This is a genomic window from Chryseobacterium kimseyorum (genome assembly GCF_025971945.1).
Classification (GTDB): domain Bacteria; phylum Bacteroidota; class Bacteroidia; order Flavobacteriales; family Weeksellaceae; genus Chryseobacterium; species Chryseobacterium kimseyorum.
Window position 1 is genome coordinate 1 of record NZ_JAPDHW010000010.1, and the last position, 16,283, is coordinate 16,283.

The following is a 16,283-nucleotide window of genomic DNA, read 5'->3' on the forward strand; positions in this document are numbered from 1 at the left end:
ACAGCCTTTAGGGTGGTTTTAGCGGTGGGGCTCACCTGTTCCCATTCCGAACACAGAAGTTAAGCCCACCAGCGCCGATGGTACTGCGAAAGCGGGAGAGTAGGTCGCCGCCAGTTTTTTTAAATCCTCATCATTTACTTGATTGAGGATTTTTTTTGTGATATACTTCTGTGAAAAAAAAAGGTAAATGTAAAAAGTAAAAGGAAAGTAAAAGGTAAAAAGTAAAAGGTAAAAGAGCCAATAAGTTACATGATGCTAGATTGATGTTTCGGGTTTAGAGTTTTGTGTTTTACAATGGCTTCTTTTGGTAAAGGAATCTCAATATTATATTACGTTTTACGACAGTATAATTTTGAAATTTTTAGGTAAGCGGGCGAACTCTGTAATTGTCAATTCGGCATTTGTAGATAAATTGTAAAGGAAATAACAGGCCACTCCTACGGAATTCAGATTAGCAGTCATGATAATGTCGTTCTATGTACATTTCACCGCGCTGCGGTTATTAAAATCACATTTGTTAACTGAAACTATCTTATCTAATACTAAAAAGGTTTTGAGTATCTGAATTTCAAAAATAAAGAAAAAATCCGTGAAAATATTTAATTGCTTCACAAAACGTAATTTTGTATAAACATCGAACATCGAACATCGAACATCGAACATCGAACATCGAACATCAAACATCGAACATCGAACATCAAACATCTGACATCTGACATCTGACATCTGACATCTGGCATTAAACAATTAGACGTCGAAGAAGTCGGTAATGACAAAATCCCGTCATCCTCCACTCCTCCCTAGCCCAGATCGCAACGGCATCCTTTTTTGTTGGTGGCCAAAAGCAAGGGCACAAAAAAGATATAGTGGAGAGCTGGATAAAGCTCCTGAAAATTTAAAGTATTCGATAACGGATCAAGGTCTGCCTAATGATTCAGATAAAGTAAAATAGGGTGTGTTTTATGAAAATTACTTTGACTTCACCAAAATCAAATATTGCCAAGGTTTGATATCGAAATGGGTCTGATCTTGTGTTATGATGATTTCTTTTCCGGAAAACAGTTCGGTATATTTCCCTTTAAAATATTTTGTGTCTAGGTTTACTGATGATTCTTTATCGGAGAAATTGATGATTGGCAAAACTGCATCGTTATTTTTCTCCCGATAGAATGATAAGACATTATTCATGTTGTCGTTATGAACGCGAATCATTTCTCCGCCCCATTTTCCGTTCCATAATGCCTGGTTTTTGTGTTTAAGATTGAAGAGAGTTTCGTAGATTTTTGAATTTTTATGTTCTTTCCAGTCGATTAAATCTTTTTCAAAAAATGCTAAACTTCTGTCCAAACCGGCTTCCTGTCCACTGTAGACCAATGGCATTCCGTTGACGGTGCTGGAGAAGACCATTGCTGCTTCCAAACCTTTTCCAAAATTGGAGTACTGATTTCCTTCCCACGAATTTTTGTCGTGATTATCGGTAAAAGTCATTCTGTACGAATTGTGAGGGAAACTGTTAACATCATGCGCCATATATTCAAAAAGGGCAGGAGCGCCTTTGCCTTCTATGGTTGCGAGTTTCATTTTATCCCAAAGAGACCAGGAATATGTCATATCAAATGATTTTCTGTAAAGATCTCTGGATTCCCATTCTGCCAACATGAAAACAGGTTTAATCTGATCAAGCTCTGTTCTTGCATTTTCCCAAAAATCAACTGGAATAAACCCGGCGACATCACATCGGTAACCGTCAATATTTGCTTCCTTCACCCAAAATTTCAACGCGTCCGTCATGTATTTTCTGAAGTCAGGATTGTCGTAATCAAAATCGATTACGTCATCCCAATCATACCAAGGTGTGGGCTGAAATTTTCCTTCTTTAGTTTTTGTGTACCAATCCGGATGCTCTTTTGCCAAAGGATTGTCCCATGCAGAATGATTTCCAACCCAATCAATAATCACATACATTCCCATGGAATGAATTTTGTCCACAAGATTTTTTAAATCTTTCATCGTTCCAAAATCAGGATTGACTCCTCTGAAATCTTTTACAGAATAGTAACTTCCCAATTTTCCTTTTCTGTTAAGTTCGCCAATGGGATGTATTGGCATCAGCCAAATGATATCTACGCCCATTTTTTTTAGTCGAGGCAAATGTTTTTCAAAAGCTTTGAATGTTCCTTCAGGAGTGTACTGTCTGATATTAGCTTCGTAGATCGTCGCATTTTTAGTCCATTCAGGATGACTGATTTCTATATATTCTTTAGGTTGATAACGAAGGTCTTTCGTCTGGGCATTAAAGTTGGTGAAGTAAAAGATGAGTAAGAAATAAAATATCTGACGTTTCATAAGTTTACATATTTTAATTCTAAGTTAAATAAAAAAAGCGTTTCAAAATGAAACGCTTTGGTATAATGTCAAGTATTTTTAAGAATACATCTTTTCTCTTAATTCTTTGATCTTCTTATCAGCAAGATACTCGTCATAAGTTGTTTCTCTGTCGATAATTCCTTTTGGAGTCAATTCAATGATTCTGTTACAAACGGTTTGTAGCATTTCGTGGTCATGAGAAGACAGTAGAAGATTTCCTTTGAAGTTTGACAATGAGTTGTTCAAAGTGGTAATACTTTCAAGATCTAAGTGGTTGGTAGGCTCATCCAATAGCAATACGTTAGCTTTCTGAAGCATCATTCGGCTAAACATACATCTCATTTTTTCTCCTCCGGAAAGCACCTTACAAGATTTTAAAGCTTCATCTCCTGAGAATAACATTCTTCCCAAAAATCCTCTCATAAATTCTTCGTGACGCTCTTCATCGTTTTTGGTAAACTGTCTCAACCAATCAACTAAGTTGATATCTTCCTGGAAGAAAGTTGTGTTATCCAAAGGCATGTGAGACTGGTTTGTGGTAACTCCCCACGCAACATTTCCTTTGTCTGCCTGAGTATTTCCTGCTAAAATTTCAAAAAATTCTGTAATGGCTAAAGAGTTTTTAGAAATGATTGCAACTTTATCTCCTTTTTTAAGATTTAAATCGATGTTTGAGAATAGTAATTCTCCGTCTTTAGTTTTTTCTAAACCTTTAACATCCAAAATCTGATCTCCGACCTCTCTTTCCATCTCGAAAATGATTGCCGGATATCTTCTTGATGACGGTTTAATATCATCGATGTTCAATTTATCGATCATCTTCTTTCTAGCCGTTGCCTGCTTAGCTTTTGCAACGTTTGAACTAAATCGAGCGATGAAATCCTGAAGTTCTTTCTTCTTTTCTTCCGCTTTTTTGTTGGCCTGCGCTCTTTGTCTTGTCGCCAGCTGTGAAGCCTGATACCAGAAAGAGTAGTTACCTGTGTAAAGGTTTAATTTAGCATAATCTAAATCTCCGATGTGTGTACAAACGGTGTCTAAGAAGTGACGGTCGTGAGATACTACAATTACTGTATTTTCGTAATCTGCCAAGAAATCTTCTAACCAAGCGATGGTATCAATATCTAGGTCATTCGTAGGTTCATCAAGGATCAATACATCCGGATTTCCAAAAAGCGCCTGAGCCAAAAGAACTTTTACTTTGTCCTTATTCTCCAGTTCACTCATCATCTGCCAGTGCATATCGTCTTTGATACCAACATTTGAAAGCATGGTCTGCGCATCAGATTCTGAGTTCCATCCACCCATTTCATCATAGACAACACCAAGCTCACCTGCTTTAATTCCGTCTTCATCAGAGAAGTCTTCTTTGGCATACAAAGCATCCATCTCCTCTTTTATTTCGAATAATTTCTTATTTCCTCTAAGCACAGCCTCAAGAACTGTATATTGATCATATGCGAAGTGATCCTGCTCCAAAACCGACATTCTTTTCCCCGGTTCCAGAGATACATGTCCTGTGGTTGGATCTTGCTTGCCTGTAAGTATTTTAAGGAATGTAGATTTTCCTGCGCCATTTGCTCCGATAATCCCGTAGCAGTTCCCTTTCGTAAACATAATGTTTACCTCGTCAAAAAGGACTCTTTTCCCAAATTGTAAAGATAAGTTAGATACTGTTAACATATTAGTTTGTAAATTTGGCGCAAAATTACGAAAAGAATTCGGGTAATTATAATATTGTAATACTCAAGTTTTTAATGTGTGGTATTTTTGTATATTACCGTAATGAAATTTTAGATATGAAGATCGAAAAAACAGTTAATATATTTAACAAAAGAGCCAGATTTGAGTATGAAATCATGGAGGAATTTGAGGCCGGAATGGTACTTACCGGAACGGAAATAAAATCCTTACGCTCTTCTAAGGCATCTATCACGGAGGCCTTCTGTCAGTTTATTGACGGAGAATTGTACATTATCAATATGATGATTGATGAATATAAGTTGGGCACTTTTTATAATCATAAAACAAAAAGGGAACGAAAGTTGCTGTTGCACAAAAGAGAATTGTTAAAACTCGAAAAAAAACTCAAAGATGCAGGTAACACAATTATACCTTTAAAGTTATATATTAACGATAGAGGAAGAGCAAAAGTTCTCATTGCGTTAGGAAAAGGTAAAAAGCTTTTTGATAAAAGAGAGGCAATAAAAGATAGAGAAAGTAAACGAAGCCTCGATAGAATATTAAAGAAAAGTTAAAAATCATCCTGAAAACTTTGTTTATAAAGAAAAATTATATTTATTTTGCAATATCAATTATTTAATCATTTAATTCTATGAAAAATCTAAAATTAGGAATTTCAGCATTGGCGCTTACTGTTGCCTCTACTGTGTTCGCTCAGACTACCAACAATCCGTGGATGATCGGAGTTGGTGCTCATGCAGAGAACCATAAAGCACAGGCAGGTAACTTCAGTAATACGTTTTCTGCTACAAATTTGACGAAGACTATGTTCAATGTGGACAACTTCTCTATCACTCCACCATTATCTAAACTTACTGTTGCAAGAAACATCGGTAAAGGTTTGGTAATCGACTGGCAGACTACTGTTGGAAACGTTGAAAACCAAAGATTCAACATGGGTAAAGAATTCATGTTAATGACAGGTTTAGGTTTCCAGGCTAAAGCAGCTGGTCTTATCTGGGATGAAGAGTCTTGGTTTGATCCGTATTTAAGAGTAGGTGCTAACTACCTTAGACATGACTACACAGATCTTACTTTCCCAAGAACTGACTGGAGAGGTGAAGTTACTTCAAATGGTGATAACGGAAACGAAAACGGTAAAGCTAATCACTTTACGGTTTCTACAGGTGCTGGTGTAAACTTCTGGTTAACTAAAAACTTCGGTTTAGGTGTACAGGGAGATTATGTTTCAACTCCAGGTGACAAAGCAAACTATGCTAACTTTTGGCAAGCTTCTGCTTCTTTGAACTTTAGATTCGGAAACAGAGATAGAGATAAGGATGGTATCTTAGATAAAGACGATTTATGTCCAGATACACCAGGTTTACCAGAATTCCAAGGATGTCCTGATACTGACGGAGATGGAGTTCCAGATAAAGACGATCAGTGTCCAGAAGTTGCTGGTCCAGTTGAAAACAACGGTTGTCCTTGGCCAGATACTGACGGAGACGGTGTAATCGACAAAGATGATGCTTGTCCTACAGTTGCAGGTCCTGCAGAAAACAATGGTTGTCCTTGGCCAGATACAGACGGTGACGGTATCTTAGATAAAGATGATGCTTGTCCTACTGTTCCAGGTCTTCCAGAATACAACGGATGTCCTAAGCCTAAGAAGCAAACTGCTATCGAATTAGAGCAAAGCTTCGGAAGTGTATTCTTTGACTTCAACAAAGCTACAATCAAAGCTGACTCTAAAGGTGCTTTAGATGCTGCTGCTGACTTGATCAAGAAAGACGGAGGTAACTACTTATTAGAAGGTAGAACTGATGCTAAAGGTGCTGAAGCTTACAACTTGAAATTATCTAGAGAAAGAGCTGCTGCTGTAGTTGCTGCTTTAGATGCAAGAGGTGTTGATGCTAATGCTCTTAAATCTATCGGTGTAGGTGAATCTAAAGCTACAGTTTCTGAAAAAGCTTCTGATGCTGAAAGACAAGTAGACAGAAAAGTTGTTGTAACTGCTGTTGAAGATGCTGCTGAATGGAATGCTCTTAAGAAAAGAGATTACGAAGATGCTCCAGTGAAAAAAGCTCCAGCTAAGAAAAAAGCTCCAGCTAAGAAAAAGAAAAAATAATTAATTTTTCTAAATAATAAATACCTCCAGATTTTTCTGGGGGTATTTTTTTTGTTGTTGATTTTGAGTAATTTTGTGAAAATTTAAATTATAAAATGGGAAGAGCATTTGAATATAGAAAAGCATCAAAAATGGCACGTTGGGATAAAATGGCCAAAACTTTTTCTAAAATCGGTAAAGATATTGCCTTAGCGGTAAAAGCTGGCGGTCCTGATGCAGAAGCCAATCCGGCACTGAGAAGGTGCATCCAGAATGCTAAAGGTGCCAATATGCCTAAAGATAATGTAGAAAGAGCCATTAAAAAAGCAAGTGGAGCAGATGCAGAAAACTATGAGGAAATCAACTATGAAGGTTACGGACAAGGTGGTGTTGCATTTTTTGTAGAGTGTACAACGAATAATACAACGAGAACCGTTGCCAATGTAAGAGCAATCTTTAATAAGTTTGATGGTAATCTGGGAAAGAATGGAGAACTGGCATTTATCTTCGACAGAAAAGGAATATTCAGTATCGATTTGACCCAAATCAAAATGGATTGGGATGACTTCGAAATGGAAATGATCGATGGTGGAGCTGAAGATGTAGAAAAAGATGACGAGGAAGTAATGATCACTACCGCATTTGAAGATTTTGGTTCTTTATCTCACAAATTGGATGAATTGAAGATTGAAGTAAAAAGCGCAGAACTTCAGAGAATTCCAAATAATATTAAAGAAGTTACTGCAGAGCAGTTTAAAGCAAACATGAAGATGCTTGACCGTTTTGAAGAAGATGATGACGTTCAAAACGTTTATCATAACATGGAGATTACGGATGAGTTGTTAGAATCATTATAGAGGGTAGCTAATCCTATTGCTGGTATATTTTCGCCACGAATACACGAATTGTTAAATCTTTGATCAGTTGAAAAATTTATTAAACTGAAGTTAAGATTCTATCCGTGCATTCGTGGCATTTTTTCCATTTAGAGCCTGTCTAGAAATGGTTAAAAAATAAAATTTTCAAAGCATTTTTCTTTACCCCAACCCTAAAGAGTGAAAAAGCGCTTTGAAAATTCATCAAAATTACTCACTTTAGAGTTGGAGAAATAATTTTGATTAAATTTAAACAGGCTCTTACTACTGATGGAAATAAATAATATAGCATTCATATACAATTCATATTCAATTAGTTTCTTTGCATAGAATCAATTGTGAAATCGCCATCCTTGGTAAATTGAAATACTGATAGATATGGCGATCACATTTGATTATTTTAAGATAAATATCTGCGAATGAAAAGAAGCGTTGAATTGGTTGTCATTTCGGATGTACATTTAGGAACTTATGGATGTAAGGCAAAAGAACTCTTAAGATATTTGAATTCTATACAACCGAAAACATTAGTTTTAAATGGTGATATTATTGATATCTGGCAGTTTAAAAAGTCTTACTTTCCCAAAACTCATCTGAAAGTTATAAAAAAAATCATTTCATTTGCCACAAAAACTACTGATGTCTACTACATTACAGGCAATCACGATGAAATGTTCAGAAAGTTTACCGATTTTGAATTGGGTAAATTGAAGGTCATTAATAAACTTTGCTTAAATTTAAACGAAAAGAAAACCTGGATTTTTCATGGTGATGTTTTTGATGCTTCTGTTCAACATTCGAAATGGATTGCGAAATTAGGCGGCAAAGGATATGATCTTTTAATTGTGATCAACAATGTTGTAAATTGGTTTTTAGACAAGATGGGTAAAGAAAAGTATTCATTTTCAAAGAAGATCAAAAACAATGTTAAAAAGGCAGTTAAGTATATCGGAGATTTCGAACTGACGGCTTCAGAACTGGCCATTGATAATGGCTATGATTTTGTAGTTTGCGGACACATTCATCAGCCGCAAATTCGTAAAGTGAAGACTAAAAAGGGTTCGTGTACCTATCTCAATTCAGGAGATTGGATTGAAAATCTTTCTGCTCTAGAGTACCATGATGGAGAATGGAAAATTTTTCATTATGAAGAACATCAGCATTTGTTGGCAGATGATGAAACCGAAGAGATCCCGGAAATGAATAATTCAGATCTTTTAAAAATTGTCACTCAGTTTACTTAAATAATAGTTGCAGATGAAAGTATTGTACGCATTTCAGGGAACAGGAAACGGACATGTCGCAAGAGCACAGGAGATTATTCCTATTTTAAAAAAGTATGCTTCTGTAGATACGTTGATTAGCGGACATCAATCTCAGTTACAAACAGATTTCCCAATAGATTTCAAACATCGTGGAGTTTCACTTCTTTACAATAAAACAGGAGGAATTTCCTACCGAAAAATTCTCTTTGAAAATAATTTTCTCGAAGCTATCAATACAATCAAACAAATAGAGCTGAGTCAATACGATTTAATTATCAATGATTATGAACCTTTGACAGCCTGGGCTTGTAAAATGAGAAATTTAAAGATGCTCGAACTGAGTCACCAAGCTTCTATGGACTTCAAAGAAACTCCAAAGCCATCCAAGAAAAACTTTTTAGGAGAATCTGTTTTAAGACATTATTGTCCCAGTACAGACAAAATTGGTTTTCATTTCGAAAATTATCATCCTCAGATTAAGAAACCCGTTATCAGACGAAAGATCAGAAATTTAAGTCCGCAGAAAAAGGGTTTTTATGTCGTTTATCTTCCCAGCTTTTCGGATGAAAATATCACTAAAGTTTTAAACCAAATTCCTGTTGAATGGAAAGTTTTCTCAAAATACACTAAAATACACAGCCGTACAGGCAATGTGGAAATTTATCCAATTGATGAAACTCATTTCTTAGAATGTTTTGAAAGTTGCAACGGAATTCTCTGCAATGCGGGTTTTGAAGGACCGGCAGAAGCGCTGTTTATGGATAAAAAACTATTTGTAATTCCTATTCATAACCAATATGAACAGGAGTGTAATGCATGCGCTTTAGATAAAATGGGAATACCCAATTCTAAAATTCTGGATGTTGCAGACATTAAAAATTGGGTGAATTCAGATTTGCATTTTAAAGTATCTTATCCCGATGATATTGAGGATATTCTTTTAAACGAAGTTTTAACGTTCTAGAAAAATATCTTCAACATCGTTCATTCTTCTCATCACTGCTCTGGCGTAAGAACAGTGAGGATATACGTTCCATTCGTTTTCTCTTGAGAATTTGATGGCTTCTTCAACTAAATATTTTCCCATCCCGCGGCCTTCAAATTCCGGGTGAACGAGTACAAAAGAAATAATCAGTTTTTTATCTTCCGGAAATATGGTGTAGGTTAATCTTCCGACTTCTTTCACCTCATTGCTGAGAGTAATGACTCCGCCGTTTCCTGATTTTTTGTTTTCGAAATTCATACGCTTGATTTTGTTTAAAATTTACAAAAATTGAACCGATTTGAGAACGACTCATTTTCTTGCCATGAATTCACGAATATCTGAAGCTTAAATTAATTATGAATTTTAAGTTTTAAAAAAATATTACCTGTTAAATTGATGTCTTAAAGGCGTAAAATTCAATTTAATCTTTTCCTGTGTAATAATTGTAATCTTTAATGACTACGCCGATAAACTGTCTCTCGGTCATTTTCGTCGGGTCAACTTCCAGTTTGAGAATTCCTTTAATCTTGTCTGAAAGTTTAGAAATAATCTGGCGGTCATCGATTTTCAGAGCTTTCAAATAATTATCTTTAATAATTCTCATATCATTATCGCTCAAGCCAATTACCTGCGGAAATGTAGGAACGTAATCTGTTTGAAGATTTTCTAAAATTGTATGAGAAATATTGATATTGTTTTTTAATGAAATCACAGCGGTTCCGGCAGCAATATCTCCAAAACGCTGGTTGTTTTTGGTGACGATCATGGTAATGAAACCAACAATCAGAATAGAAACATCAATTACGCGAAAAACCCAGCGAATCAAATAATCTCCAAAACTCGCCTGGTAACCGTCGATTTTCACCACACGGATTTTCATTACCTTTTTTCCCAAAGTCTGGCCTTCCATTAAGCTTTCTAAAACAACAGGGTAGATAACCGTAGGAAAAAGCAAAATGCTGTATACCGCACCCTGCGACCAGTAATCAAGACCATTTAAAATATATCCCAAATCAAAAACAGAGAAAAACAGATAAAAAACCAAAATGCCGTAAGCAATCTTAATCACATTATCGATCATGAATGCAAGAAAGCGTTCTCCAATACTTGAAATATTAAAGTTAATATTTACATTTTGTGAGGTATTAATCGCAATTTGAGACATAATTTTTATTATTTTAGCCTTACAATTATGAGAGAAGTTTATTTTATTAAACAAAATAAAGAAAAATGGTTGGGAATCGAACAGGTTATTCAAGGGAAAATCAAAAAAAATCCTGACGACCTGTCTTCGCTGTATATTAATCTGATTAATGACCTTTCTTTTGCCCAGACGTATTACCCAAAAAGTAATACGACGGTTTACCTTAACCACCTTTCTTCTCAGATATTTCAGAAAATTTATAAGACCAAAAGAGTTGAAGAAAACAGAATGCTGTACTTTTTCAAAACTGAAGTTCCGCTTTTGGTGTACCAGTACAGAAGATATTTGCTGTACGCTTTTATATTTTTTATTCTCTTTACGTCAATGGGCGTACTTTCGGCGATTTATGATAAAGATTTTGCCAACATTATTTTGGGTGAATCGTATGTAAACACCACTATCGAAAATATCAAAGCTGGAAATGCAGTGGGAGTTTATCAAAGCGGTTCAACCTGGGGAAGCACGATAGGAATTACTTTAAACAATATCGGCGTTGGTGCCAAATTATATATCTACGGAATTTTTGGTGGAATTGGCTCGCTTTACGTCCTTCTTTCCAATTCTGTAATGTTGGGCTCATTTCAATATTTTTTCTATGATTACGGGGCTTTAAAAGACAGCGCAAGAGGAATCTGGCTGCACGGAGTTTTTGAAATCTTTGCCATGGTTGTGGAAGCGATGTGCGGATTGATTTTGGGAACATCTATTCTTTTTCCAAAGACATTATCGAGATTTGAATCTTTAAAAATCGGATTAAAAGATTCGTTTAAAATATTTTTAAGCACCATTCCATTTACCATCTGTGCCGGAATCATCGAAGGCTATGTAACAAGACATGCTTTGAAAATGCCGGGATTTTTAAATTTAATCATCATCTTCGGATGTTTGTTTATCATAGGATTTTACTATTTTGTGTATCCGTTTATCGTCAATAAAAAACTAAATAACGCAATGACAACCCATGATGCAGTTTTATAAAAACAGAGATTTCGGAGCTTTCGTCAGTGACAGTTTCGGATTTTTCAGACTATACGGCAAAAACTATTTTAAAAATTACATTCTGCTGAATGGGCTTCTCCTTATTCTAATGGTGGTTGTGGTGATCTTCGGTTACCGTGAACTTTTGATGCAGATTTTCGGCTCCAATATAAGTGGGAAAAGTTCTTATCTCGAAAATTATTTTGACGAAAATTTAGGAATGTTCATCACTGTCGGAATACTCACATTTATTCTCTTTTTAGTATTGATGATTGTCAATTATCTTTATCCGGTTTTTTATCTGAGAAGATTGGCTGCCGGTGAAACGAAAATCAGTATGGACGATATTCTAACCGACTTTAGAAACAATGTAAAAAAAATCGGCATTCTCTGTCTCGGGATGATTTTTATCGTCTCTCCGCCTGCTCTTATTGTGATGGGAGTTTCTTATGCAATGATTCTTATTTTGATTGGAATCCCGATTATGTTATTTGTTTTCCCCACGGTGATGAACATTGTCAACTTTCTGATGTATGATTTTTTCAACAGCAAAAGAGGTTTCTTTGAAAGCTTAAGCTATTCCATCCGTGCTCAGTTTTCGTATGCCAATGGAAGAGAAAAATCTCCGTATTGGAAATATTGGGGAGCAACGCTTGTTTTATTCATCATCATGTACATCATAACGACTGTGTTTACGATGATTCCTATGATTATATTTTTCGCTACAATGATTACGACGGAGCCTGATGGTAATTTTGAACAAAATCCGTTATCAGGGTCGATGGGAATATTGTTTTTTGTGATGTATGGATTTTCATTATTGGTTTCATTTTTCCTTTCCAATTTAATGTATGTGAATTCTGGTTTAATTTATTACGACAGCAGAAGAGACCTTCATCAGCAGGTAGAATTGGCAGAAATAGACACGATTGGCAGCAATGAATAAATTTCTGCTATACATATTATTTATATTTACTTTTGGGTTTTCAAATGCTCAGGATGTAGACAGTACGGCTGTTTACGACGATTATTATGAAGAAACCTACGAAGATTCTCTTAGTACAGGACATTACAAAAATATGTACCGGGCAGATTCTGTTTTGATAAAAAATCCTGTTTCTGAAAACAAAGTATATCCAAAAAACTTTAAAGAAAACATCAAATCGAGATACAAAGGTGAAGAATTTGACTATTCGACTTCAAAACCCAGAGAATCTTTCTGGGAAAAGCTGATGAAGAAAGTTCTGAAGATCATACAGAGTATTTTCGGGGAGACAAGCTTAGAAAGTTCAGCGCAGATCACAACGGCTGTTATTCGTCTATTTGCAATTATTCTGGTTGGTTTTCTGCTGTATTTTATCGTTAAATTTATCGTTGGCAGAAATGGAAATTTCTTTTTTGGAAAAAGAAATAAGAAAGTAGTGATCAATGACGAAGAACTTCATGAAAACATCCATGAAATAAATTTCCCTGAAAGCATCGCCACATTTGAGCGCTCAAAAGATTACCGCTCAGCAGTACGTTATCAGTTTCTGTATCTCCTGAAAAAGCTCAGCGATAAAAAGCTTATCATTTGGAATCCTGAAAAAACAAATAAAGATTACGTAGCAGAATTGAAAGCAGCTCATTTAAAAAATGAATTTTCAAATCTCTCCTATATCTTTGACTATGTTTGGTATGGTGAGTTCAGCATTGATGAGCAGAATTATGAGAAATTTAAAAAACAGTATCAGTCATTTAAACCGTAATTAAATTAAAAAATAAAATGATCATAATTCGGAAATTCCATCACTGAATATTTCATAATCTAAAATATGTCCCGACCATTTGGGAGGAGCTTTAAAAACAATAAAAATCTATCTATGAACAAAACTTTCAAAATTTATGCTGTAATCTTCATCATTATCATGGTGATTTTGGCATTGTTTGAAGTTAATAAAAAAGAAGTTGTAGACTGGCGGAAGAATTTTGATGTGAATGAAAAATCGCCTTTCGGATTATTTGTTTTTAACCGCGAAGTAAAGGATTTATTTAAAAGTAATTTAAAAAAAATTGACGTTACCGCTTACGATTATTACAATCAGAATAAAAAGAAACCTCATAATATTCTGATTATTGAAAGCGATATCGACATCCAATCCTGGAAGAAAATTCTTAATGAAGTTTCCAATGGTTCGGATGCGATGCTAATTATGAGTAAGATGCCTAAAGAAATTTCAGACAGTATTGGTTTTTACGATTCTCAAATTTCATTTGAAGATCAAAATGTTCTGAAACTGACGGATAAGAAGTATCAGAATGATTTCATTAAGCTGGATAAATTTCCTTCCGGAAGAGGGTTTTCATACATCAAACCCAATGTAGAGGTGTTGGGCAAAACAGTGGAAGATGAAAATACAGATCAGGTAAATTTCATTAAAACAAAATTCGGGAAAGGTACGATTTATGCCCATTGCGAGCCACTTTTTTTAACGAATTACTATCTCTTAAAATCGGGAAATACAAAATATGCACAGGATGTCTTTTCATATCTTGATGATAAAGAAACGCTGTGGTTTGTAGAAGCCAATACCAAAGAATCCAGATTTTTCATGCGGTTTATTTTGGGAAATCCTGCATTGAAGTATGCCTGGTGGCTTTTATTGGCAGGTTTAATTTTGTTTATATTTTTTAATGCAAAAAGAAAACAGCGCATCGTTCCGATTATTGAACCATTAAAAAATACATCCGTAGATTTTGTCAAAAGTATTGGAAATCTATACCTTCAGGAAGGCGATTTCCATGATATGATGGCAAAAAAAGCACAGTATTTTCTAAATAAAGTAAGGCTCGATTTATTAATTGATACCCAAAATTTAGATGAAGAATTTGCAAAAAAGCTTCAGCTGAAAACCGGAAAAAATATTGAAACAATCAATGAAGCTGTTGTTTTAATTAAGAAAGCGCAGGATCCTTATGCTAGTGTGATGAAAGAAGATTTAGCAAGAATGAACAGGATTTTAGATGAAATTTTGAAATAGAATTTAGGAAGGCGAGCTCCGTAGGAGCGAAATGTTTGAGATGATATGGAGAAGAGTGGAAATTCAGTAAATTTATAAACCTGAATCATTTTTTTAAAGTGAAATGCTTGTAGAGGCCAGCTCCGTAGGAGCGAAATGTTTGTAGTAGCACTGATAGTTAAATATTGAACTCCGTAGGAGTGAAACAAAAATGGCAAATACTTATATTCAGATTTACATTCAAATTATCTTTGCTGTACAAGGAAGACAAAATCTTGTAGCACCTTCAAAACGAGAGATTTTGCAGCGATATATTGCCGGAATTATTAAAAATAATAATCAAAAGTTATTAGCCATCTATGCAAATCCAGATCATGTTCATCTTCTAGTTGGTATTAATAGTTTGAATTTTAAAATATCAGATTTTGTGAGAGAAATTAAAGCAAATTCTTCCAGATTTATCAATGAAGAAAAATGGCTGAATGGAAAATTTTACTGGCAGGAAGGCTATGGAGCATTTTCATATTCCAAAAGTCAGATCGATAAAGTTGTTAATTATATTCTCAATCAAGAAGAACATCATAAAAAAAGAAGTTTTAAAGAAGAGTATCTTGAACTTTTAAATAAATTTGAAATACAATACGAGGAAAAATATATGTTTGAATTTTATGACGTTTAAAAGTGCCGCTCCTATGGAGCTCCGCGCAACAGTTAAAACTAAACTACAAACATTTCGCTCCTACGGAGCTTAAAAAATAAACAAAATATGGAAAACCAGGAAAACCAAAATACACCACCAGCAATTCCGATCGTTTTGGAGAAAAAAGAAAATGATTTTCATTCCCGAATTGATATGTTGGAATTGCGTGAAAGCTTAGAAAAAGTAAAATCGGAAATTGGAAAAGTAATTGTTGGTCAGCATGATATGATTGAGCATCTGTTGGCGGCTTTGTTATCAAACGGTCACGTTTTGATTGAAGGTGTTCCGGGAGTTGCAAAAACCATTACGGCAAAACTTTTGGCAAAGACGATTGATGTTGATTTCAGCAGAATTCAGTTTACACCGGACTTAATGCCATCTGATATTTTGGGAACTTCAGTTTTCAGCATGAAAAATTCTGAATTTGAGTTTAAAAAAGGTCCTATATTTTCGCATTTTGTTTTGATTGATGAGATCAACCGTTCACCTGCAAAAACCCAATCTGCGTTGTTTGAAGTGATGGAGGAAAGACAAATCACGATGGACGGAACGCAGTACGAAATGGAAGCACCTTTTTTAGTAGTGGCAACACAAAATCCAATCGAGCACGAAGGAACGTACAGACTTCCGGAAGCCCAACTCGACCGATTTTTATTTAAAATAAATGTTGGTTATCCGAATCTTGAGCAGGAAATTGCGATCATCAAAAATCAGCACGAAAGCAGACAGGAAGATAAAACAGAGGTCGTAAAACCTGTGATTAGTGCACAACAATTAAGCAATTATCAGAAATTAGTCAAAGAAATAATCGTTGAATCTCAGCTGATGGAATATATTGCTAAAATTATCATCAATACGAGAGAAAACCAGTTTTTATATCTGGGTGCTTCACCGAGAGCGAGTCTAGCTTTATTGACTGCTTCAAAAGCCTTTGCTGCATTGCGGGGGAGAGATTTCGTTACTCCGGAAGACATTAAAGAAGCGAGTTACGCAGTTTTGAGACACCGAGTAATTGTTTCGCCTGAAAGAGAAATGGAAGGACTGACGGCCGATGAAATCATCCGACAGATTTTGGAAGGAATAGAAATCCCTAGATGATTTAAACCACAAAAGGCACAAA

15 protein-coding genes and 1 rRNA gene are annotated in these 16,283 nt (G+C 35.2%); 12 read left to right on the forward strand and 4 right to left on the reverse strand.

Going from position 1 to position 16,283, the window contains the following annotated elements:
• Nucleotides 1-8: 8 nt before the first annotated feature.
• A 5S ribosomal RNA gene (rrf, locus tag OMO38_RS14195) occupies nt 9-116 on the forward strand.
• 853 nt (nt 117-969) lie between these two features.
• Here rrf and OMO38_RS14200 read toward each other — a convergent pair.
• Complete coding sequence (locus tag OMO38_RS14200; protein ID WP_264750856.1) at nt 970-2,346, reverse strand: alpha-amylase family glycosyl hydrolase; 1,377 nt, start codon at nt 2,344-2,346, stop codon at nt 970-972.
• A 78-nt stretch (nt 2,347-2,424) separates the two neighbouring features.
• Complete coding sequence (locus OMO38_RS14205) at nt 2,425-4,047, reverse strand: ABC-F family ATP-binding cassette domain-containing protein (RefSeq protein WP_264750857.1); 1,623 nt, start codon at nt 4,045-4,047, stop codon at nt 2,425-2,427.
• 116 nt (nt 4,048-4,163) lie between these two features.
• On the opposite strand from OMO38_RS14205, the gene smpB reads away from it, so the two are divergent.
• From smpB to OMO38_RS14230, 5 genes are all read left to right on the forward strand, one after another.
• Nucleotides 4,164-4,622 carry an SsrA-binding protein SmpB gene (gene smpB / locus OMO38_RS14210; RefSeq protein WP_264750858.1) on the forward strand — a complete coding sequence of 153 codons (459 nt, stop codon included), beginning with the start codon at nt 4,164-4,166 and terminating at the stop codon, nt 4,620-4,622.
• A gap of 77 nt (nt 4,623-4,699) precedes the next feature.
• Complete coding sequence (locus OMO38_RS14215) at nt 4,700-6,178, forward strand: OmpA family protein (RefSeq protein ID WP_264750859.1); 1,479 nt, start codon at nt 4,700-4,702, stop codon at nt 6,176-6,178.
• Between the two features lie 95 nt (nt 6,179-6,273).
• Entirely contained in the window at nt 6,274-7,014 is a 741-nt protein-coding gene (locus tag OMO38_RS14220) for a YebC/PmpR family DNA-binding transcriptional regulator (RefSeq protein WP_264750860.1), read from the forward strand.
• 437 nt (nt 7,015-7,451) lie between these two features.
• Nucleotides 7,452-8,276: a UDP-2,3-diacylglucosamine diphosphatase gene (locus OMO38_RS14225; RefSeq protein ID WP_264750861.1), complete on the forward strand. Its 825-nt coding sequence runs from the start codon at nt 7,452-7,454 to the stop codon at nt 8,274-8,276.
• Between the two features lie 13 nt (nt 8,277-8,289).
• Nucleotides 8,290-9,261, forward strand: a complete 972-nt coding sequence (locus tag OMO38_RS14230; protein WP_264750862.1) for a glycosyltransferase family protein — start codon at nt 8,290-8,292, stop codon at nt 9,259-9,261.
• Here the strand turns inward: OMO38_RS14230 and OMO38_RS14235 are convergent.
• Together OMO38_RS14235 and OMO38_RS14240 are read right to left on the reverse strand one after the other, a co-directional pair.
• On the reverse strand, nt 9,250-9,540 hold the full coding sequence (locus tag OMO38_RS14235; RefSeq protein WP_264750863.1) for a GNAT family N-acetyltransferase: 291 nt from the start codon (nt 9,538-9,540) through the stop codon (nt 9,250-9,252). The genes OMO38_RS14230 and OMO38_RS14235 overlap by 12 nt on opposite strands.
• Nucleotides 9,541-9,703: 163 nt before the next feature.
• The gene (locus OMO38_RS14240) at nt 9,704-10,447 is read right to left on the reverse strand and encodes an RDD family protein (RefSeq protein ID WP_264750864.1); all 744 of its coding nucleotides are present in this window, start codon (nt 10,445-10,447) and stop codon (nt 9,704-9,706) included.
• A 27-nt stretch (nt 10,448-10,474) separates the two neighbouring features.
• Between OMO38_RS14240 and OMO38_RS14245 the strand changes: the two genes are divergently transcribed.
• From OMO38_RS14245 to OMO38_RS14270, 6 genes are all read left to right on the forward strand, one after another.
• Complete coding sequence (locus OMO38_RS14245) at nt 10,475-11,464, forward strand: stage II sporulation protein M (RefSeq protein WP_264750865.1); 990 nt, start codon at nt 10,475-10,477, stop codon at nt 11,462-11,464.
• Nucleotides 11,448-12,410, forward strand: a complete 963-nt coding sequence (locus OMO38_RS14250; RefSeq protein ID WP_264750866.1) for a DUF4013 domain-containing protein — start codon at nt 11,448-11,450, stop codon at nt 12,408-12,410. Before OMO38_RS14245 ends, OMO38_RS14250 begins: the two co-directional genes overlap by 17 nt.
• A complete protein-coding gene (locus tag OMO38_RS14255; protein WP_264750867.1) occupies nt 12,403-13,212 on the forward strand; it encodes a DUF4129 domain-containing protein in 810 nt (269 codons plus the stop codon). The genes OMO38_RS14250 and OMO38_RS14255 overlap by 8 nt, the downstream gene beginning before the upstream one ends.
• 114 nt (nt 13,213-13,326) lie before the next feature.
• A complete protein-coding gene (locus OMO38_RS14260) occupies nt 13,327-14,484 on the forward strand; it encodes a hypothetical protein (protein ID WP_264750868.1) in 1,158 nt (385 codons plus the stop codon).
• A gap of 190 nt (nt 14,485-14,674) precedes the next feature.
• The gene (gene tnpA / locus OMO38_RS14265; RefSeq protein WP_264750869.1) at nt 14,675-15,142 is read left to right on the forward strand and encodes an IS200/IS605 family transposase; all 468 of its coding nucleotides are present in this window, start codon (nt 14,675-14,677) and stop codon (nt 15,140-15,142) included.
• Nucleotides 15,143-15,229: 87 nt separating this feature from the next.
• Nucleotides 15,230-16,261 (forward strand): AAA family ATPase, encoded by a 1,032-nt coding sequence (locus OMO38_RS14270; protein WP_264750870.1) that lies wholly within the window; start codon nt 15,230-15,232, stop codon nt 16,259-16,261.
• The last annotated feature ends 22 nt before the right edge of the window (nt 16,262-16,283 follow it).